Here is a 20148-nt window from a genome sequence, read left to right as displayed (position 1 = left end):
TCTATCTAGCATGAAAGATTGCTTCGTGCCTCGCAATGACGATAAACTTAAAAATTATGCAAGGACAAAACAGAAAAGATATTTACCCAGGTTTAGAAGTTGGAATTATTTTAAAAAAGGACCAACGGAATGGAAATGTAACCTACGGTATAGTTAAAGATTTACTAACTTCATCTACATTTCACTCTAGAGGGATAAAAGTGCGTTTAGAAGATGGACAAGTGGGAAGAGTTTGCGAAATTGTAGAGGAAAATTGATGTTTTAAGGAAACAATTCAAACTTGAGATTGTAATTATAGTGCAATTATCTATTAAAAAAGTAACAATAAATTAACCGCCAAGTCTATATTTGCGTTAATACTTATATTATGATACTTATTAAATTTCTTCTTATAACAATTATAGTGCTTTGGATTATCCGAATTTTAATTCGAATGATATTTCCAGTTATGCTGAAAAATGTTTTTAGTAATATGCAAAACCAAGCTACTAATAATCAACAACAAAACTATTCTACAAAACCAGAAGGCTCTATTTCAATAGATTACATGCCTAAAAAAGAAAAGAAAGGCAATGCCGATAAACTTGGCGATTTTGTAGACTACGAAGAAGTTAAGTAGTTTCCAGTTAGCAGTAGACAGCTTTCAGTTGTCAGTTTTGGACGTCCAAAATCTCGATACTTGATACTCACTACTTGATACTAAAAAAAATACTTCCTAATCTGTATCAATTTTCTATTTTTGGGATTAGTTTAATCTTAAAATAACCTTAATGAACAATTGGTTTAAACAGAATGGCACACACGTAGCCATCATTGCGATATTTGTAGTTCTCTGTTTTGTATATTTCAGTCCTGTTTTACAGGGAAAAGCTCCCGCACAAAGTGATGTATTGCAAAGCAAAGCAATGCAAAAAGAAATTATGGAGTACAAGGACAAAGATGGTAAAGGCCCACTTTGGACTAATCAGATGTTTGGCGGTATGCCAGCTTATCAAATCTGGGTACAATACGCGTACAATGGTGCTACTTATGGCATTGCATTAATCACTAAAGCATTTCCAAATCCTGTAGGAACAGTTTTATTGTTGCTAATTGGCGCTTACTTTTTATTTATTACGTTAAAAGTAAATCCTTGGCTCGCTGCTGCGGGGGCAATAGCCTTTGCATTTACTACGTATAATTTCGTTTTACTTGCATCGGGACACAGCAATAAAGCGTTAGCAATTGGTTTTTTTGCACCAATTATAGCAGGGCTGATATTAACTTTACGAGGTAAATATTGGTTGGGCGCTAGTTTAACTGCCTTATTTTTAGCGTTAGAAATTAGAGCGAACCATGTTCAAATGACGTATTACCTATTTCTTTCCATCCTTATTTTTGTGGGAATAGAGATTTATCAGGCATATAAAAACAAAACATTACCAGCTTTGGGTAAAGCATTAGGCTTTTTAGGCGCTGCGGTAATTTTAGCGGTAATGATTAATGCCAGTTTATTATGGACAACATCAGAATATGCGAAAGAAACCAATCGCGGGAAATCTAATTTAACCAGCTCTTCTGCAGAAAAAAGTGAAGGAATGACTAAAGAGTACGCTTATGGTTGGAGCCAAGGCGTAGGCGAAAGTTTTACCTTCCTTATTCCTAATTTATACGGGGGTGCAACAAGTGTTGATGAACTGGTAAAACCAGAAAGCCACATGTACAAAGCTGTTGCAGAAATTACAGGAGGTGATCCTAACCAAACTCCACAAGCTATCCAACAGTTAGCCTCTCAATTTAATATGCAACAATATTGGGGTGAGAAATCGTTTACACAAGGTGGATATTATTTTGGCGCCATTATTTGTTTCCTTTTTGTATTCGGCTTATTTATTGTTCGTAGTCGCTTAAAATGGTGGATATTAGCAACAACTGTATTATTTATCCTTTTATCTTTTGGAAGAAATTTCCCATTGGTATCCGATTTATTCTTCGATTATTTCCCGCTGTATAATAAGTTTAGAGCAGTAGAATCCATCTTAGCAGTCGTAGGTTTAATGTTCCCTATTTTAGCATTTTTGGGAATTAAGGAAGCGCAAGAAGGTAACATCGACCAAAAGATTTTAATTAAAAAATTAACTTGGTCTGCAGGTATTACTGGCGGATTTGCATTAATTGTAGCAGTTATTCCAACACTATTTTTCAGTTTTAAAACAGATAACCATCCACAAATTGTACAAGCTTTAACTCAAGCTTTACAAAATAATGCTGGTGTGGCACAAAAAATCGCAAATGCATTAATTGAAGATCGTATTTCAATTGCTCGTGCAGATGCGCTTCGTTCATTCATATTTATCGTTGTTGGTTTTGGAATTGTTTGGGCATTCATCACTAAAAAAATGAACATGCAATTGGCTTTTGGTTTATTAGCTTTTGCAGTGTTAATTGATATGTGGCAAGTAGATCGTCGTTATTTAAACAACAAAAATTTCGAAGAGAAATCTACTTTAGCTAATTATTTTGAACCAACAGAAGAAGAAGTGAGGTTAGGGAAGGCAACTATAATTAATATAATTGCAGCTGATAAAGATCCTGATTTTAGAGTGTACGATCAATCAATTAATACTTTTCAAGACGCTAAAACTTCGTCATTTTTCAAAACTATAGGTGGTTATCATGCAGCAAAGCTGAAAAGATATGATGAGTTGATACAAAACCAATTCTCGAAAAGTGTAAATCAGGATGTTTTAGACATGCTAAATGCGAAGTATTTCATTACGCAAGATCCTCAAAATGGTTCTTATAAAATGTCGAGAAATGCAACTGCTTTAGGAAATGCTTGGATTGTTCAAGGCGTTCAATTTGTTAAAAACTCTGATGAGGAAATGAAAGCAATTAGCAGCTTCGATCCAAAAAATGAAGCTATTGTAGATGAACAATATAAAAAATTGTTAGATACTACGCGTTTAGGAGCAGATGCAACGGCATTTATCAAAATGGAAAAATATCATCCAGATCATATTGAATATTCATACAGCGCACCAAGAGATGTGATTGCTGTATTCTCTGAAATCTATTACGATAAAGGTTGGAATATGTATGTTGATGGAAAAGAAAAGCCATATTTCAGAGCAGATTATGTATTACGTGCTGCACAATTAGAAGCGGGTAATCACAAAGTGGAATTCAAATTTGAACCTAAATCATATTATTTGGGCGAGAAAATTTCATTAACTGGTTCGATATTATTGCTAGGCTTTTTAGGTTTCGCGTTTTATTCTGAAAATAAGAAGAAGAAAGCAGCGTAGTTATTTCCGCTACTAAAATATAGCCGCAGATGCGCAGATTTAATCTGCACATCTGCGGCTTTTTTACACTCGTCATTCCCGTGAAAACGGGAACCGTAATGCGATAAAAAAATTTACTATTGTATGGGATTTAGTTTAATCTGCACATCTGCGGCTTTTTTATCGCATTACGATGCCCAGTCAAGCTGGGCATGACGGCTAATGCATCCACTGGTTTTTGCGAGGGAGGTTCTTCACCGAGCGTGGCAATCTCCTTTATGCTTTTAACGAAACCTTTATTGTGTGTTACAAATAGGAGATTGCCACGTCGCTGCGCTCCTCGCAAAGACGACTAGGGGGCACACGAACACCAACTTCATGGTTTCCATTTGCATGGGCATGAGGACTAGTTATGTTTTAATCTTTGCTCCTTACTCCTTAATCCAATTAATAATCTTTCCTTAACATCTTATTAACCTGTGCATTGCAATTTTGTAAAATAAAATGAATCAAATGCCCGAGTTATTTTTAATAGTTTGCTTAGTTGTCGTTGTTGCATTCTTCTTTAGTCCTTATGATTTGACTATTGATGAAGAAGAAGACTAAAGCAGATCTTTTTACCTCACTAAATAACGCTTATTTATTAGGCAAGGCATTTTGTCCCCAAAAAATTAGGTTATGGAAAAAAGAGAAGTAGAAATTGCTGTAATTTCTGATGTTCACTTAGGTACCTACGGCTGTCACGCCAAAGAACTGTTGAAATATCTTAAAAGTATCAAACCAAAAATGATTATTCTAAATGGTGATATTATTGATATTTGGCAATTTAGCAAAAGATACTGGCCAGAAACACACATGAAAATTATCCGTAAACTCATGAAATTTGTGGTTGAGGGTGTTCCCGTGTATTATTTAACAGGTAACCACGATGAGCTTTTACGCAAGTTCGCAGATATGCATATGGGCGCATTTCATTTGCAAAATAAATTGGTTTTAGAATTGGATGGTAAAAAAGCATGGTTTTTTCATGGAGATATTTTTGATGTAACCATGCAACATTCTAAATGGTTGGCCAAATTGGGTGCGGTTGGTTACGATAGCTTAATTCTAATTAACAGCATGGTAAACTGGTGCTTGGCTTTATTTGGCAGAGAGAAAATGAGCTTTTCTCAAAAGGTAAAAGCAAAGTTTAAGGATGCGGTGAAATTCATCAATAGTTTTGAGCAAACTGCTGCAGATTTAGCCATAGAAAAAGGATACGAATATGTAGTTTGCGGGCATATTCATCAGCCTGAAATGCGTGAAATTACTACAGAAAACGGAAAGGTAACGTACTTAAACAGTGGTGATTGGGTAGAAAGTTTAACGGCTTTGGAATACAACAAAAAGGAATGGAAGATTTTCAATTATGAAGCTAAAGATTTTGAAAAAGATGAAGTTGAACAAGGCATATTATCTGATAGTGAAGACTTGCACAGTAAACTAGATATTAATACTTTATTACAAAAGATTAAATTAGAAATTGTCTAAAGCATAAAAATTACAGATATTAGGAGCGGATGAAGATACTTTATGCAATTCAAGGCACTGGGAACGGACATGTAAGCAGGGCAAGAGAAATTATTCCCTTGTTGCAACAACATGGCGACTTAGATATTCTAATTTCGGGCACACAAGCCGATGTAAAACTAACTCAGGAAGTAAAATATCAGCTGCATGGTTTTAGCTTTATTTTTGGAAAAAAAGGGGGTGTAGATCACTTTAAAACATGGCGTAATATGAATTTGCCACGTTTTATAAAAGACATGAAGTCGGTTCCTTTAAAAGAATATAATCTCATCATTAATGATTTTGAACCTGTTACCGCATGGGCATGTAAAAATCAAGGATTGGAAAGTGTTTCTTTAAGTCATCAGGCCTCTTTTAAGTCTAAAAAAGTACCAAGACCTAGGACAATAGATTGGGGTAAAATCATTTTAAGTCATTATGCGCCAACCACTCATCATATTGGTTTTCACTTCGAAAAATACGACGATTTTATTTATACGCCAGTAATTAGGAGCGAAATTAGAAATCTACAACCAACTAATTTAGGACATTATACCGTTTATCTTCCAGCGGTAGATGATAAACATTTAGTTAAAATACTCAAGGAAATCCCTTCAACTAGATGGGAAGTTTTTTCTAAGCATACTAAAACAGCTTACAGTGATGGAAATGTATTTGTAGAGCCGGTAAATAATGAAAAATTTAATCAAAGCATGGCAAGTTGTGAAGGTTTATTTACTGGCGGGGGATTTGAAGGGCCAGCTGAAGCGTTGTTTTTAGGAAAGAAATTATTGGTTGCACCAATGAGATTTCAGTACGAACAACAATGTAATGCCTACGCTTTAAAACAATTGGGATTGCCTGTAATTTGGGGAAGCAACCGAAATTGGTTGCCTATTTTAAAAGAGTTTGTAAGTAATCCACAAGAGCATCAGTTCAATTTTCCAGATGAAACGGCGGCAATTATTGATAACATGGTGAGGAAATACACTAAGTAAATAAGAATATTTAAATTCATTTGGCCGCAGATGCGCAGATTTTTGTAATCTGCGCATCTGCGGCTTTATATTGAATCTGTGTTTATCCTTTTTATCTGTGGTTAATATCTAGTAAACTAAAATTCCTCAATTTTTCTTTACTTTGCCTCTAGAAAACAGGCATGATCAATCAATTTAGAAATTTAAACCCCGTTAATCTTTTAATATTAGCTGCATACGCCATTTTTATGCGATTGGCTATTTTTTTAAATCTGCCAGATCAGCTAAACTTTGAATTTTTAGAACCTTACACTAAGTTTTTTATCCAAATCCCTTTAACAAACTACTTTTCTCCTGCCGGGAATATCTTTTTTGCTACTGTTCTTACTTTTATTCAAGCCATATTATTTAATAGGATAATTAACAATCATGGTTTACTAGCAAAACCGAGCTATTTACCCGCTTTGCTTTACATTACGGGATCAAGCTTATTTCTACAATTTTTAATTCTTAGCCCAGCGCTAATTTGTAATTTTCTATTGATCTGGATCATGGATAAGTTCCTGAAAATTGGGAAAACGCCAAATGCCATGATGACGATGTTTGATGTTGGAATGATTATCGCCTTTGGTACTTTAATTTATTTCCCCTTTATTGTGCTGTTAATTATGCTTTGGCTTAGTTTACTGCTATATCGTTCGTTTAACTGGAGAGAATGGATCGCTGGGTTTATTGGATTTTTAACCATCTTTTTCTTTGTCGCTGTTTTTTACTATTGGAATGATAATATCGCACAGTTTTATAAAATTTGGCGACCATTGGTAAATAAATTCCCATCAACACTGCAAATTAATTTCAGCGATTATTTAGTGCTCATTCCTGTAGGTTTAATTATGATATTGGCCTCATTACAACTACGTGAGAACTTTTTTAGGAGTTTTATTAGCACCAGAAAAGCGTTTCAAATGTTGTTTTTCATGTTTATTATCGCGATTATAAGTTTCTACACTAAACCAGATTTCAGAGTTTATCATTTTCTATTAAGCGTGCCGCCAGGAGCAGTGTTATTGGCGTACTATTTTTCGAATGCCAAAAAGCGTTGGTTTTACGAATCGCTGTTTGCCGTGCTTGTACTTTGCATCCAGTATTTTTTGTTTGTTTAACCTTTTTTAACAATTTGACAGCTTGAAACTTGCTAAAGATTAATAGCTTTGTGCCATGAAGTCTATCCTTGGTAAGGCTAATGCATAATCTGGTAATAGATATTGGGAATACAAATAGTAAGCTGGCCGTTTTTAATCAGAAGGAGTTGGTGCACTATGAGCGATTAAAAGAGCTGGATGAAGCTAGTTTAAAAGACTTAATTGAAAAGTATCAGATACAAAATGCTACGGTTTCAAGTGTAAATAAAGATATAAAAGAGCTGAGCGATTATTTAAAACAGTTCGTAAATTATATCCATTTCACTACAGAAATACAAGGTAAAATAAAAAATAACTATCAAACATTAAGCACTTTAGGTTTAGATAGGTGGGCAAAGGTTATAGCGGCACATTGTTTATACCCTAGCAAAAACTGTTTAATGATAGATGCAGGAACTTGCATTACTTACGATGTGTTAACTGCTACAAATGAATACTTCGGAGGAAGTATCAGCCTAGGAATAAAGATGCGATTTGAAGCATTAAATCATTATACTGGCAGATTACCCCTTGTGAATTGGAATAACGAAGAAAATAATATTCCCGAAGGCACAGATACCATTAATGCCATTAAAAACGGTGTTTTGCAAGGAATTTTGAATGAAGTTGAGGGTTTTATATCCCTAGAAAATAAAAGAAATAAAGACCTTAAGGTAATTATTACAGGGGGTGATGCTGATTTTTTGAACATGCAATTAAAAAATAGCATCTTTGCCACCCAAATTATACATGAACCATATTTGGTTTTAAAAGGATTAAATGAAGTTATTACATTATAATATGTACCAAAAATTAAAATATACACTTGCTGTTTGCCTATTGTTAACGAGTATAGTTGCCAATGCACAAGTTACTGTACAATCACCATACTCTAAATTTGGCGTAGGTAATATAAAAGGTTCATTGCTACCACAATACAGAGCAATGGGTGGTATATCTACAGCGGTTTATAAACCTGGTTTCTTCAATAGTATTAATATACAAAACCCTGCTTCGTACGCGGGTATTAATGCAACTACGTTAGATATTGGCTTGAGTGTTAATTCTACCGAGTTAAAAAACAGCACGCAAACAGAAAATAGTTTTAATGCTACATTAAGTCATATTGCTTTAGCATTTCCTGTAAGTAAAAAATCAGCTTTGAGTTTTGGTATTTTACCTTATTCAGAACTTGGTTATAATTTTAAAAACACCGTGAAAGTAGGTACTACAACAGCTAATACAAAAACTGTTGATTATAAATACAATGGTGAAGGTGGTTTAACAAAGGCGTATTTAGGCTATGGTGTTCAGTTTGGAGATCACTTTAGAGTTGGAGCCAATGCAGAATATTTGTTTGGTAATTTATCAGAAAATAGATCAACAGAATATGTAGATGATCCTGGAAGTATTAATTCGCGTATGCAGGTTAAAAACAGCGTAGGTGGTGTGAGTTTTTCTTATGGAGCACAATATGATTTTAGATTAGATAACAAAACTTTATTAGTATTAGGTTATTCGGGTTCTTCTTCATCAAAAATCAATTTGAAAAATAGCCAAGTAGTTACTCAATATTTTAATGATGCAACTGGTAGCGAACAAACCGCATTAGATACTCTTTTATTAGTAGAAAATAGCCCAACAAATTTAAAATTGCCTTTGATACATAATTTTGGTATCAGCATACAAAGAGATAATAAATGGATGGTAGGAGCAGATTATCGCATGGGTAAATGGTCTAATCTTTCAATTAATAATGTTAACCAAGGTTTACAAGATACTTATGGATTTTCTGTAGGTGGGCAATATACGCCAGACGTTACTGCAATTAATGGTTATTTTAAAAGAGTTGATTATAGATTGGGGTTTCAATATGACAAAACCTATATTCAAATGAATCAACAGGATATTAAACAAATGGCCGTTACTTTTGGTGTAGGTTTACCATTAGCATCCTATAGTAGAGGTGCTTTTTATAGAATGAATTTAAGCGCCGAATTGGGCAAAAGAGGTACAGTAAGCAATGGTTTATTGCAAGAAAAATACCTTAATATTCATTTAGGATTTACGCTTAATGATAGCAGTTGGTTCCAAAGGTTTAGATTTGACTAATGAAAACGTCGGGGATTAAATCTGGTATTTTAACTCTCTTTTTAGTGCAATTAATGATCTTATCATCTTGCGGTGATGACGATTTAAAAAATGCCACTTCTATTTCTGCCAAAAAAATAACCTTAAGTACCGACCGCTCGTACGGTGTTGATATTATTTATAGTGATTCTGCAAAGGTAAAAGCAAAAGGCTATGCTCCAATATTAGACAAAGTCACCCCATCTCAAGGTGCTATGTATAATGAAATGCCAAAAGGAGTTAAAATAGAATTCTATAACGATTTTCTTAAACCTACCGGAACAATTACATCTGGCTATGCCATTAATAAGCAAACCGAAAAAATAACCATCTTCAGAAAAAATGTAATTGTAGTAAATGATCAAATTACTTTTACTACAGAAGAATTAATATGGGATGAAAATAAACGGATGTATTCTTCGCCCTATGGCACAGTAACTTCAAAAAAAGATGGAAGCGTAGCTACAGGGACCGAGTTTACGGCACCGCAAGATTTCAGTACATACAAGATTATTCAAGCATCTGGAACAACCTACGTAAAAGGCGATTTAACGCCATAATATTTGGCTAGGTAAGCACTTAATTTAGTGTAAGTTTCATGATAAAGATCAAATAAAATTTAATGTTTTCTAATTAGTTGCAAATTTGTATCTTGCGCCCTCTTAAAAAAAAATAAAAAATAAGAATAATATGGGATTAATGACATTCATGCGTACCAAGATGGGGTATTTTCTAGTTGGAGGTATTGCGGTGGTATTAGCATTATTTGTTTTAGAACCTCTGCTTCAGCACAGTTCTTCACTTTTTGGTTCATCTAGAAACACCGTTGGCTCAATTGATGGTGAGGAAATTAAATACGAAGAATTTAATCCGAAAGTAGAGCAAAGCGTTGCACAATTTAAGCAACAATATGGTGGTAGCGTAAATGCACAAATGCAAGCTATGGCTGTAGATAACGCATGGCAGTCGGAAATTGCTGGTAAACTTTTAACTAAAGAATACACACGTTTAGGTTTAACTGTTTCTAGTGATGAGCTATTTGATTTATTGCAAGGAAAAAATCCTAGCCCGTTAATTGTACAATACTTTGGTAACCAACAAACTGGTCAAGTAGACCGTTCGGCAGTTTTAAGTTCGTTAAAAGCGCAACAAAAAGATCCAAAACTAAAACAACAATGGGATATGTTGCAAGCAGAAATAGAAAAACAAACTTTGCAGCAAAAATATACTAACCTTATTCGTAATTCTGTTTATGTTACTTCTTTAGAAGCTAACGACGAATATAACAACCGTAATAAACTAGCTAGTTTTAAATATGTTAATTTAGATTACAGTTCTATTTTAGACGCAGCAGTAAAATTGACAGATGCTGATTATCAAGCTTATTATGACGCTAATAAAAAACGTTTTGATAATCCTAGCGAAACTCGCGGATTTGAATATGTTCATTTCAGCATTAAGCCAACAGCAGCAGATAGCGCAGCAGCAAAAACTCAAGTAGAAAAGTTAGCAGCAGATTTTAAAACTACGCCAAACGATTCATTGTTTGCAGCAAATAATTCTGATGTAAAAGTTCCTTATACGTATATCTCTAAAGGTAAATTAGATCCAGCTGTAGATTCAGTTATTTTCAATTATCCGGCAGGTAGTTATTATGGACCAGTTTTATCTGGTAATTCATATAAGTTAGTGAAGGTAATTGATACGCGTTTCTCTCCAGATTCGGTAAAAGCAAGCCATATTTTAATTGATGCAAGTAAAATTGGAGAAGCTGCAGCATTTAAGTTAGCAGACTCTTTAAAATCATTAGCTCAAGGTGGTAGTAATTTCGGAGAATTAGCTAAAAAATACAGTATAGATGGTTCTAAAGATAAAGGTGGAGATTTAGGAACATTTGCTCGTAATACAATGGTTGCAGAATTTGAAAATGCTGCTTTTAATGGTAAAACGGGAGATATTAAAGTAGTTAAATCTCAATTCGGAATTCATGTAATTAAAATTGAGAAACAAATTGGTTCTTCTAAAGTTGCTAAACTAGCTTATATTGAGAAAAGTTTAGCTCCAAGTTCTAAAACTAGAGATGCGGCGTATAAAAAAGCAATTAGTTTCTTAAATGACGTTAAAGCAGCAACTTTTAGCTCGCTTGCACAACAAAAAGGTTATACTGTTGCAGTTGCTGATAAAATAGCTCCAACACAAGGTTATGCTCCAGGATTAGATAGTCCTCGCCCATTAATTAGAGATGCTTACGAAGCAGAAAAAGGTGATGTTCTTCCTCAAGTATATACTATGGAAGATGGTTTTGTGGTAGCTCATTTAACAGATGTGAAACCAAAAGGCCAATTGTCTTTAGAAGATGTTAAGAAACAAATTCAACCAATGGTGATGAACGCTGTAAAAGCGAAGTTATTAGCTGATAAAATTAATAAAGCCTTAGCTGGTAGCAATGCTATTGATCAAGTGGCTTCTAAATTAGGAAAAGCAGCAATACCTGTTCAAAACATGGTATTTGCTAATCCAATTATCCCTGGTTTAGCGCAAGAAAATGCAGTAATAGGTACTGTATTTGGTTCTAAAGTTGGTAAATTATCTAAACCAGTAACTGGAGAAAAAGGTGTATATGTATTTGTAGTAGATGGATTTGCTAATCCTGCGCCTATAGATAATATGTTTAAACAAAAAGAAACAATGCTATTAGGAATTACACAACGCTCTTTAGGCGCAGCTTTCCAAGCATTGCAAGATAAAAGTGATATAAAAGACAATAGAGTGAAATTCTATTAATCTTATTTACGTAATTTTGTAACCGTTCTAACTTTAGTTAGAGCGGTTTTTTATTTTTAAGAGCCATGGATATTCAAGAAAACATCGTTAATAAAGTAGCTTCAAGCGGATTGGTTACTTTAAATTTAGAGGAGTATTTCCACAAAGGAGAACGATTGGTGTATGATATTAAAGACAATCTATTTCATGGATTGATATTAAAAGAGCAGGATTTTAGAGCATTTATAAAAGAACATAACTGGGAACAATACCAAAATAAAAACATAGCGATTATATGTAGCGCTGATGCAATTGTGCCCACTTGGGCGTATATGTTATTAGCCAATAGAATGAAACCTTTTGCAAATGAAGTAGTTTTTGGCAGTCTTGAAACCTTAGAAACAGTATTGTATACAAAAGCATTAGCTAAAATTAACATTAATGAATTTGCTGGAGAACGTGTAGTAATTAAAGGATGTGCAGATTTAGAGGTGCCAGTTTCCGCTTATGTAGAAATTACTGCCTTATTAACCCCAGTAGTTAAAAGCATTATGTATGGAGAGCCTTGCTCTACCGTTCCAATTTACAAAAGAAAGGACTAGCAATTTTGGAGTGCTTTTTGTTTGCATAGCTGTATGAGAAAACTAATTTTATTTCTTACTCTCGGTTTAATCGGATTTAGTAGTTCGGCACAAGAGCTACCTTTAAAAAAAGAGCCCATCTTTAAAGAAGGAGAGGTATTGAGTTATAAGCTAAAATATGGCTTTCTTACGGCTGCAGAAGCAACGATAAAAGTAATGGCCTCTGATGTTAAGTTTGATAATAAGCCCGTATACAGACTAGTTGTAGATGCGCAAACGTCAGGTACTTTTGATATATTTTATAAAGTAAGAGATCATTATGATTCGTATATTGATAAAACAGACTTAACGCCTTACTTCTATCAAGAGAATATTCGTGAAGCAAGTTATCGTAGACAAGATAAAGCTAGATTTTATCAGGATTCGAAAAAAGTAGTTGCCAATAAAGGGACTTTCGCCACACCAACTACGCAAACTTTCGATTTAGTTTCTGCCTATTATTTTTCTCGCAGTTTAGACATTGCGAAATTAAAAATTGGAGATAAATTTAAGCTCAATTATTTTTTGGGTGATGAAATATCTCAATTGGAGATTCAATATGTGGGTAAAGAAAGTATAAAAAGCAAGTTGGGTACAATTAGATGCTTAAAGTTTAGTCCATCAATTAAGCCTGGCCGTATCTTTAAAAAAGATAGTAAACTGTATCTTTGGATTACTGATGATGGCAACAGAGTGCCAGTAAAAGCCGAAGTAGAAATTTTAGTTGGTTCAGTAACCTTAGAAATTAAATCTGCCGAAGGATTAAGATATCCGATAGGGAAATAATAAATAAATGATAGAAGTACAAGGTGCTTTAGTGCATGAAGATGTAATTAGTGAAAAGTTTGTGTGCAATTTGAGCAAATGCAAAGGGATTTGTTGTGTAGAAGGTGATGCAGGTGCTCCATTAGAAGTAGCAGAGACCGCAATTTTAGCTGAGATTTACCCTAAAATAAAGCATTTACTAGCTCCCAAAGGGATTAAGGCGATTGAAGAACAAGGAACTTCTGTAATAGATGCAGATGGAGATTTAACTACACCCTGTGTAGATGGGCATAAAGAATGTGCTTATGTAACTTTCGAAAATGGAATTACAAAGTGTGCTATTGAAAAGGCCTACGAACAAGGTTTGGTAGATTGGAAAAAGCCAATTTCTTGTCATTTATATCCGATACGAATTACTAAATACCCAGAATTTGATGTATTAAATTACGATAGATGGCACATTTGCCATGATGCTTGTACTTTTGGTAGAGAACTTAAGGTGCCAGTGTATCAATTTCTAAAAGAACCTTTAATTAGAAAATACGGTTTGGAATGGTATACTGAATTGGAAAATAGTGTAAATTCAAAGGATTAATATTTATAATTAAACAATTTAAAGCAAAGACGAATCTCACGTCAAATCACAATGAAAGGAATAATTTTAGCTGGCGGTAGCGGAACTCGTTTACATCCCTTAACACTTGCCTGTAGTAAACAAATGATGCCAGTTTACGATAAGCCGATGATTTATTATCCATTATCAACTTTAATGTTGGCTGGAATTAAAGAAGTTTTAATTATTTCTACACCACATGATTTGCCAAACTTTGAGAAGTTATTAGGTGATGGAGCTAATTTAGGCTGTAAATTTAGTTATGCTGTGCAACACGAACCAAATGGTTTAGCTCAGGCTTTTGTAATTGGCGAAAAGTTTATTGGAAAAGATAAAGTTGCATTAGTACTTGGAGATAATATTTTTCATGGAGATGGCATGGCAAAGTTGCTTCAAGCTAGTTCAGATCCTGATGGCGGCGTTGTGTTTGCTTATCAGGTTTCAGATCCAGAAAGATACGGCGTTGTAGAATTTGATAAAGATAAAAATGCTATATCTATTGAAGAGAAACCAACTCAATCAAAATCAGATTATGCAGTTCCAGGATTATATTTTTATGATAATTCTGTAGTTGATATTGCAAAAAATATTAAACCATCGCCACGTGGAGAATATGAAATTACCGATGTGAATAAAGTTTATTTAGAACAAGGTAAGTTAAAAGTTGGTGTGTTAAGTCGGGGAACTGCTTGGCTAGATACGGGAACTTTTTCCTCATTAATGCAAGCAGGGCAATTTGTTCAAATCATAGAAGAGCGACAAGGTTTAAAAATTGGATGTATTGAAGAAATCGCTTATCGAATGGGTTTTATTGATGCTGAACAATTGAAAAAAATTGCCACACCTTTGGTGAAAAGTGGTTATGGAGAGTATTTGTTGAAAATTATTAAATAAATATAATGAGCCAGCAGATTAAAATCGCAGTTATTGGATTAGGGTATGTTGGTTTGCCATTGGCGATAGAATTTGCTAAAAAATATCAAGTCATTGGTTTTGATATTGATGAAAACCGCATTAATGAATTAAAGACTGGAATTGATACAACGTTAGAAGCAAATCTTGATGATTTAAAAGAGGTGCTTGAAGAAAAAATTCTTAGCAAAGGGTTAGTACTGTCTTTTGACACTTCAGCTATTCAAAATTGCAGTATTTATATCGTTACTGTTCCAACCCCGATAGGTCATTTAAAAACACCCGATTTAAATTTTTTACTAACTGCATCAGCAATGCTGGGTAAAATATTGAAGAAGGATGATATTGTCATTTATGAATCTACCGTTTATCCAGGTTGTACTGAGGAAGATTGCGTCCCTATTCTTGAAAAATATTCAAAACTAAAGTATAATCAAGATTTCTTTTGCGGTTATTCTCCGGAACGAATTAATCCTGGAGATAAGATTAATACCTTAACAAAAATCAAAAAAGTTACCTCTGGTTCAACACCAGAAATCGCTCAATTTATCAATAATTTATATGCTAGTATTATTACTGCTGGGACACATTTGGCTCCAAGTATAAAGGTTGCGGAAGCGTCTAAGGCTATTGAAAATGCACAAAGAGATGTCAATATTTCATTTGTAAATGAATTGGCATTGATTTTTGATAAGATGAATATTGATACTGCTGATGTGCTTGAGGCCGCTAGTACAAAGTGGAATTTTTTGAACTATAAACCTGGTTTGGTTGGTGGGCACTGCATTGGTGTTGATCCATATTATTTAGCCTATAAGTCTGAGTTATTAGGGTATAAACCAGAGGTGATTTTGTCTGGGCGTAGAGTAAATGATAATATGGGAATGTTTGTAGCTAAAAAGGTTGTTAAGATGATGCTTGCTCAAGATAAAGTAGTTAGTGGTTCCAACGTTCTTATTCTTGGTTTTGCTTTTAAAGAAAACTGTCCAGATATCAGAAATACTCGTGTAATTGATATTTATAAAGAATTAAAGTCCTTTGGTATAACAGTAGACGTATTTGACCCATGGGCGAATAAAGTTGAAGTTGAGGATGAATACGACATTAAACTTTTAGATAAAATATCTTCCCAAAATTATGCTGCTGTTATTTTAGCTGTTGCACATCATGAATTTACAGCCATCGATTATGCTACTTTAAAAGATACTGGTGCCCTAATTTTTGATACTAAATCCTTTATAGATCGTAAGCTAATAGATGCTAGATTGTAATGTTTTAGATTAAACACAGTTAAACACATCATTATTTTTGCCTACTAAGCAATCCTATTGTGAAGAGCTTAACGTGTTTATATTAAACTTAATGTATATTTTTAATGGGATTGAGGTTAGTAGCATATGCATTCGATATGTTTTATATGTGCTCTATACCGTTAGATGGCCCTACTTTGCTGCTCATTTATATCTTATTTTAAATGTGCCGAAGGGAGCGTTATAACATAAATCTATCGAATTTTAATAAAAAAGGTATTTCGTGATTTGCCATTCAAAAAAAATCATTCGTATCAAATTATCAAAAAGAGGTTGTCGTTTTACACCATTCTTCAGTGCTATATTTATTATTTATAGCGACCATACTCTATAAAAGATTAATTTTCTTTCAGCAAAAATTAATCTGTATCTTCGCAATCATTAAAAATTGTTCAAATAATCTATGAAAGTTGCTTTAATAACAGGTGTTACAGGTCAAGATGGGGCTTACTTAGCCGAGTTTTTGTTAAAAAAAGGATATTTTGTACATGGTATAAAAAGACGCTCCTCTTTGTTCAATACTGATCGAATTGATCATTTATATCAAGATCAGCATGAAAACAATGTGCATTTCAAATTGCATTATGGTGATCTAACAGATTCTACTAATCTTATCCGCATTATTCAGGAAACTCAGCCAGATGAGATTTATAATTTGGCTGCAATGAGCCATGTTCAAGTAAGTTTTGAAATGCCTGAATATACTGCCAATGCAGATGGAATTGGTACTTTACGTTTATTAGAGGCCGTTAGGATTTTGGGCTTGGTTCAAAAAACAAAAATTTATCAAGCTTCTACCTCTGAATTATACGGTTTGGTTCAAGCTGTACCTCAAAGTGAAACTACGCCTTTTTATCCACGTTCTCCTTATGCAGTAGCTAAAATTTATGGCTATTGGATTACTGTGAACTATCGTGAAGCGTATGGTATGTTTGCTTGTAATGGGATTCTATTTAATCATGAAAGTCCATTAAGGGGAGAAACTTTTGTAACTCGTAAAATTACAAGAGCGGCTTGTAAAATTGCTTTAGGCTTGCAAAATTGCTTATACCTTGGTAATCTTTCTGCTCAACGTGATTGGGGACATGCTAAAGATTATATTGAAGCCATGTGGTTAATTTTGCAACAAGAAAAAGCAGAAGATTTTGTGATTGCTACAGGTGTTACTACCACTGTGCGTGATTTTGTACGTATGAGTTTTGCAGAATTAGGTATTGAAATTGAGTTTAGTGGAAAAGACGCAAATGAACAAGGCGTAATTATTGATATCGACCCATTGAAAGTTGAAAGTTTAGGATTAAATGTAGATGGTTTAAAACTAGGCATGACTGTTGTTAAGGTAGACCCGAAATACTTTAGACCAACAGAGGTTGATTTGTTATTGGGTGATCCAACTAAATCAAAAACTCAATTGGGCTGGGAACCTAAATATGATTTGCCAGCATTGGTAAAAGATATGATGCAAGCAGATTTGCATTTGATGAAAAAAGACGAATATTTAAAACAGGGTGAGTTTAAAACTCTAAATTATTTTGAATAGCTTAGGCTTACTACATATGAAAAGAAATATATTTCAATTATTTGCAATCTTACTGATTAGCTTAAGTTTTAGCAGTACTGTATTAGCACAAAATAATTATGCAAATATTAAAGTAGACGAGCTTTCTGATGCCCGAATTTTAGAAATTGTTAAGAGTGCAGAGTCAATTGGTTTCACAAGTGAAGCACAACTAGAACAAATGGCTTTAGCCCGTGGAATGAAGGCAGAAGAAGTACGGAAATTTAAACTTCGTGTGGAGAAACTTCGCAATCCAGGCAATACTAATAGTGATCAATCTTCAACAATCACAACTAGTACAAGTAGAACTTATACTGAGCAACCTGCAGTTAATGCTGATGAGGAAAAGAACAAGAAAACAGAAGAAGAAAGCCTTGCTCCTAAGATTTTTGGCTCAGATTTGTTTCGCAATGGGAATATTACTTTCGAACCAAATTTACGTATCGCTACACCTAAAGGATATATTATAGGTCCGGATGATAAATTAATAATTGACCTAACTGGAGATAACGAGAAGACTTACAATTTACAAGTTAGCCCTGAAGGCACCATCAATCTAGAGTTTGTAGGTAGAATTGCTGTTGGTGGTTTAAGTATAGATCAAGCTAGTTCAAAAATTCGATCAGCGATGTCTTCCACTTACCCAGCGTTACGTTCTGGTCGTACAAATGTAGCTATCAATTTAGGTAATATTAGAAGTATAAAAGTAACCATAACTGGTCAGGTTGTTAAAGCTGGTACTTACACGATATCTTCATTATCTACTATTTATAATGCACTTGGTGCTTCTGGTGGGCCATCTACAAATGGGTCATATCGTAATATTCAGGTGATAAGAAATAATAAAGTTGTTTCTAAAATAGATGTTTACGATTTCTTATTGGGAGGCATTCAAAGAGATAATATTCGTTTGCAAGATCAGGATGTGATTTACATTCCTGTATTTGAAAAAAGAGTTGAAATGCAAGGAGAAGTCGTTCAACCAGCTTTATTTGAGGTGAAAAATGGGGAAAATTTGCAAGATGTAATCAATTTTGCGAGTGGTTTTACAACAAAAGCATATACTGCCCAAATTAAAAGTTTTCAAAATACAGATAAAGAACGCCGCATTAGCGATATTTCTTCAGTGGCATTCAGTAGTTATACTCCAAAAAATGGAGATGTATATCTAGTAGAACCTATTTTAGATCGTTTTGAAAATCGTGTCGAAATTGCAGGTGCAATCTTTAGACCTGGTCAATATGAATTGGAGAAAGGCTTGAGTTTAAAAGCATTGATTATTAAAGCTGCTGGTTTAACTGAAGATGCTTTTTTAAATCGCGGATATATTAATCGTTTAAATGCAGATAATACTCCGAGTTTACTATCATTTGATGTAGCAAAGCTGATGGCTGGAACCATACCCGACATTTCTTTACAGCGTGAAGACAAGGTGACGATTTCATCGATTTTTGATTTACGTGATGAATATAAAATTACGATTCAAGGAGAAGTAAGAGCACCAGGCATATTTAATTATGCTGATAGTATGAGTTTAGAGTCAGTTATTCAGCTAGCTGGGGGCTTTAAAGAAGGCGCAACTGCTAAACGAATTGAAATCTCTAGAAGAATTAAAAATAGTGACGTTAGTTCGGTATCTGCTCGTACAGCTCAAGTTATTACTGTAAATGTAGATCAAAATCTAAAAATTTTAGGGAACACAGTCGTTTTAAAACCATTTGATGTAATTTCTGTTCGTAGTTCATCGGGATATCAGGTGCAAAAGCAGGTAACATTAGAAGGAGAAGTACTTTATCCGGGCCCATATACAATTATAAAAAAGAATGAACGAATATCTGATTTGATTAAAAGAGCAGGTGGATTAACCCCTCTTGCTTATACAGATGGAGCTTCTTTGAAACGACCTGGTGCCGAAAAAGTTAATCCGACTGACAAAAATGCAATTAATAATAAAGAAGAAGAAGATAAAAAACTGCTAAACTTAAAACGAATGCAAGGGACTGGTGTAAAAGATACATTAGCTGCAGAGGTAGAGCAAAAACTTATTCAATCTGATTTAGTAGGGATTAATCTTACTGCTATTTTAGACCGACCACTCTCTAAACAAGATCTTATTGTGGAAGATGGAGATGTAATTCGTATTCCACGTCAATTGCAGGTTGTTAAAGTTACAGGGGAAGTACTTAGTCCGAACAGTATTGTTTATTTAAGTGGCAGAAACTTTAAAGATTATGTAAATGGTGCTGGTGGTTTTACAGATAAAGCCCTTAAGAATAAAGCTTTTGTGAAATACGCTAATGGAACTGCTGCTGGAGCTAAAAAGTTCTTATTCTTTAATAACTATCCCAGAATTAGGCCAGGAGCAGAGATTTTTGTGCCAAAACGAGCAGAAAAAGAACGATTAAATGCACAAGCATGGATTGGAATTGGAACTGCGATCGCCTCATTAGGTGCAATTTTAGTGAGTTTGTTGAAGTAGGTTATAAGCAGATTGAAGCAATTCTA

Annotated in this window: 17 protein-coding genes; all 17 read left to right on the top strand. The window is 34.1% G+C overall.

Annotation, left to right across the window (positions count from 1 at the left end; translation table 11 throughout):
* Window positions 1–56 precede the first annotated feature (56 nt).
* A complete protein-coding gene (locus GM921_RS10685) occupies window positions 57–257 on the top strand; it encodes a YwbE family protein (RefSeq protein WP_182922630.1) in 201 nt (66 codons plus the stop codon).
* Between the two features lie 110 nt (window positions 258–367).
* The gene (locus GM921_RS10680) at window positions 368–619 is read left to right on the top strand and encodes a DUF4834 family protein (protein WP_182922629.1); all 252 of its coding nucleotides are present in this window, start codon (window positions 368–370) and stop codon (window positions 617–619) included.
* A 151-nt stretch (window positions 620–770) separates the two neighbouring features.
* Complete coding sequence (locus GM921_RS10675) at window positions 771–3287, top strand: YfhO family protein (protein ID WP_182922628.1); 2517 nt, start codon at window positions 771–773, stop codon at window positions 3285–3287.
* Window positions 3288–3944: 657 nt separating this feature from the next.
* Window positions 3945–4796, top strand: a complete 852-nt coding sequence (locus tag GM921_RS10670; RefSeq protein ID WP_182922627.1) for a UDP-2,3-diacylglucosamine diphosphatase — start codon at window positions 3945–3947, stop codon at window positions 4794–4796.
* A 29-nt stretch (window positions 4797–4825) separates the two neighbouring features.
* Window positions 4826–5812 (top strand): glycosyltransferase family protein, encoded by a 987-nt coding sequence (locus GM921_RS10665; protein WP_182922626.1) that lies wholly within the window; start codon window positions 4826–4828, stop codon window positions 5810–5812.
* Window positions 5813–5973: 161 nt separating this feature from the next.
* A complete protein-coding gene (locus GM921_RS10660) occupies window positions 5974–6954 on the top strand; it encodes a DUF6427 family protein (RefSeq protein ID WP_182922625.1) in 981 nt (326 codons plus the stop codon).
* Window positions 6955–7034: 80 nt separating this feature from the next.
* Window positions 7035–7772 carry a type III pantothenate kinase gene (locus GM921_RS10655; RefSeq protein WP_182922624.1) on the top strand — a complete coding sequence of 246 codons (738 nt, stop codon included), beginning with the start codon at window positions 7035–7037 and terminating at the stop codon, window positions 7770–7772.
* On the top strand, window positions 7753–9084 hold the full coding sequence (locus GM921_RS10650) for an OmpP1/FadL family transporter (protein ID WP_235969823.1): 1332 nt from the start codon (window positions 7753–7755) through the stop codon (window positions 9082–9084). Before GM921_RS10655 ends, GM921_RS10650 begins: the two co-directional genes overlap by 20 nt.
* On the top strand, window positions 9084–9662 hold the full coding sequence (locus tag GM921_RS10645) for an LptA/OstA family protein (protein WP_182922623.1): 579 nt from the start codon (window positions 9084–9086) through the stop codon (window positions 9660–9662). Before GM921_RS10650 ends, GM921_RS10645 begins: the two co-directional genes overlap by 1 nt.
* Window positions 9663–9792: 130 nt before the next feature.
* On the top strand, window positions 9793–11886 hold the full coding sequence (locus GM921_RS10640; protein ID WP_182922622.1) for a peptidylprolyl isomerase: 2094 nt from the start codon (window positions 9793–9795) through the stop codon (window positions 11884–11886).
* Between the two features lie 65 nt (window positions 11887–11951).
* Window positions 11952–12467: a DUF2480 family protein gene (locus GM921_RS10635; RefSeq protein WP_182922621.1), complete on the top strand. Its 516-nt coding sequence runs from the start codon at window positions 11952–11954 to the stop codon at window positions 12465–12467.
* 33 nt (window positions 12468–12500) lie between these two features.
* Window positions 12501–13271, top strand: a complete 771-nt coding sequence (locus tag GM921_RS10630; RefSeq protein ID WP_182922620.1) for a DUF3108 domain-containing protein — start codon at window positions 12501–12503, stop codon at window positions 13269–13271.
* Between the two features lie 7 nt (window positions 13272–13278).
* A complete protein-coding gene (locus tag GM921_RS10625; protein ID WP_182922619.1) occupies window positions 13279–13845 on the top strand; it encodes a DUF3109 family protein in 567 nt (188 codons plus the stop codon).
* 51 nt (window positions 13846–13896) lie between these two features.
* Entirely contained in the window at window positions 13897–14757 is an 861-nt protein-coding gene (rfbA, locus tag GM921_RS10620) for a glucose-1-phosphate thymidylyltransferase RfbA (protein ID WP_182922618.1), read from the top strand.
* Between the two features lie 5 nt (window positions 14758–14762).
* On the top strand, window positions 14763–16046 hold the full coding sequence (locus tag GM921_RS10615; RefSeq protein WP_182922617.1) for a nucleotide sugar dehydrogenase: 1284 nt from the start codon (window positions 14763–14765) through the stop codon (window positions 16044–16046).
* 442 nt (window positions 16047–16488) lie between these two features.
* Complete coding sequence (gene gmd, locus GM921_RS10610) at window positions 16489–17625, top strand: GDP-mannose 4,6-dehydratase (RefSeq protein ID WP_182922616.1); 1137 nt, start codon at window positions 16489–16491, stop codon at window positions 17623–17625.
* Window positions 17626–17641: 16 nt separating this feature from the next.
* Window positions 17642–20122: an SLBB domain-containing protein gene (locus GM921_RS10605; RefSeq protein ID WP_182922615.1), complete on the top strand. Its 2481-nt coding sequence runs from the start codon at window positions 17642–17644 to the stop codon at window positions 20120–20122.
* Window positions 20123–20148: the final 26 nt, after the last annotated feature.

It is taken from the genome of Pedobacter planticolens (assembly GCF_014172375.1).
In the GTDB taxonomy this organism is placed as follows: Bacteria; Bacteroidota; Bacteroidia; order Sphingobacteriales; family Sphingobacteriaceae; genus Pedobacter; species Pedobacter planticolens.
The sequence above is the reverse complement of the archived record's forward strand: the minus strand, read 5'-3'. Positions and strand labels throughout refer to the sequence as shown.

Coding starts and splice junctions, on each gene's coding strand:
- GM921_RS10685 (WP_182922630.1), top strand. CDS start 57: ATGCAAGGACAAAACAGAAAAGATATTTACCCAGGTTTAGAAGTTGGA.
- GM921_RS10680 (WP_182922629.1), top strand. CDS start 368: ATGATACTTATTAAATTTCTTCTTATAACAATTATAGTGCTTTGGATT.
- GM921_RS10675 (WP_182922628.1), top strand. CDS start 771: ATGAACAATTGGTTTAAACAGAATGGCACACACGTAGCCATCATTGCG.
- GM921_RS10670 (WP_182922627.1), top strand. CDS start 3,945: ATGGAAAAAAGAGAAGTAGAAATTGCTGTAATTTCTGATGTTCACTTA.
- GM921_RS10665 (WP_182922626.1), top strand. CDS start 4,826: ATGAAGATACTTTATGCAATTCAAGGCACTGGGAACGGACATGTAAGC.
- GM921_RS10660 (WP_182922625.1), top strand. CDS start 5,974: ATGATCAATCAATTTAGAAATTTAAACCCCGTTAATCTTTTAATATTA.
- GM921_RS10655 (WP_182922624.1), top strand. CDS start 7,035: ATGCATAATCTGGTAATAGATATTGGGAATACAAATAGTAAGCTGGCC.
- GM921_RS10650 (WP_235969823.1), top strand. CDS start 7,753: ATGAAGTTATTACATTATAATATGTACCAAAAATTAAAATATACACTT.
- GM921_RS10645 (WP_182922623.1), top strand. CDS start 9,084: ATGAAAACGTCGGGGATTAAATCTGGTATTTTAACTCTCTTTTTAGTG.
- GM921_RS10640 (WP_182922622.1), top strand. CDS start 9,793: ATGGGATTAATGACATTCATGCGTACCAAGATGGGGTATTTTCTAGTT.
- GM921_RS10635 (WP_182922621.1), top strand. CDS start 11,952: ATGGATATTCAAGAAAACATCGTTAATAAAGTAGCTTCAAGCGGATTG.
- GM921_RS10630 (WP_182922620.1), top strand. CDS start 12,501: ATGAGAAAACTAATTTTATTTCTTACTCTCGGTTTAATCGGATTTAGT.
- GM921_RS10625 (WP_182922619.1), top strand. CDS start 13,279: ATGATAGAAGTACAAGGTGCTTTAGTGCATGAAGATGTAATTAGTGAA.
- rfbA (WP_182922618.1), top strand. CDS start 13,897: ATGAAAGGAATAATTTTAGCTGGCGGTAGCGGAACTCGTTTACATCCC.
- GM921_RS10615 (WP_182922617.1), top strand. CDS start 14,763: ATGAGCCAGCAGATTAAAATCGCAGTTATTGGATTAGGGTATGTTGGT.
- gmd (WP_182922616.1), top strand. CDS start 16,489: ATGAAAGTTGCTTTAATAACAGGTGTTACAGGTCAAGATGGGGCTTAC.
- GM921_RS10605 (WP_182922615.1), top strand. CDS start 17,642: ATGAAAAGAAATATATTTCAATTATTTGCAATCTTACTGATTAGCTTA.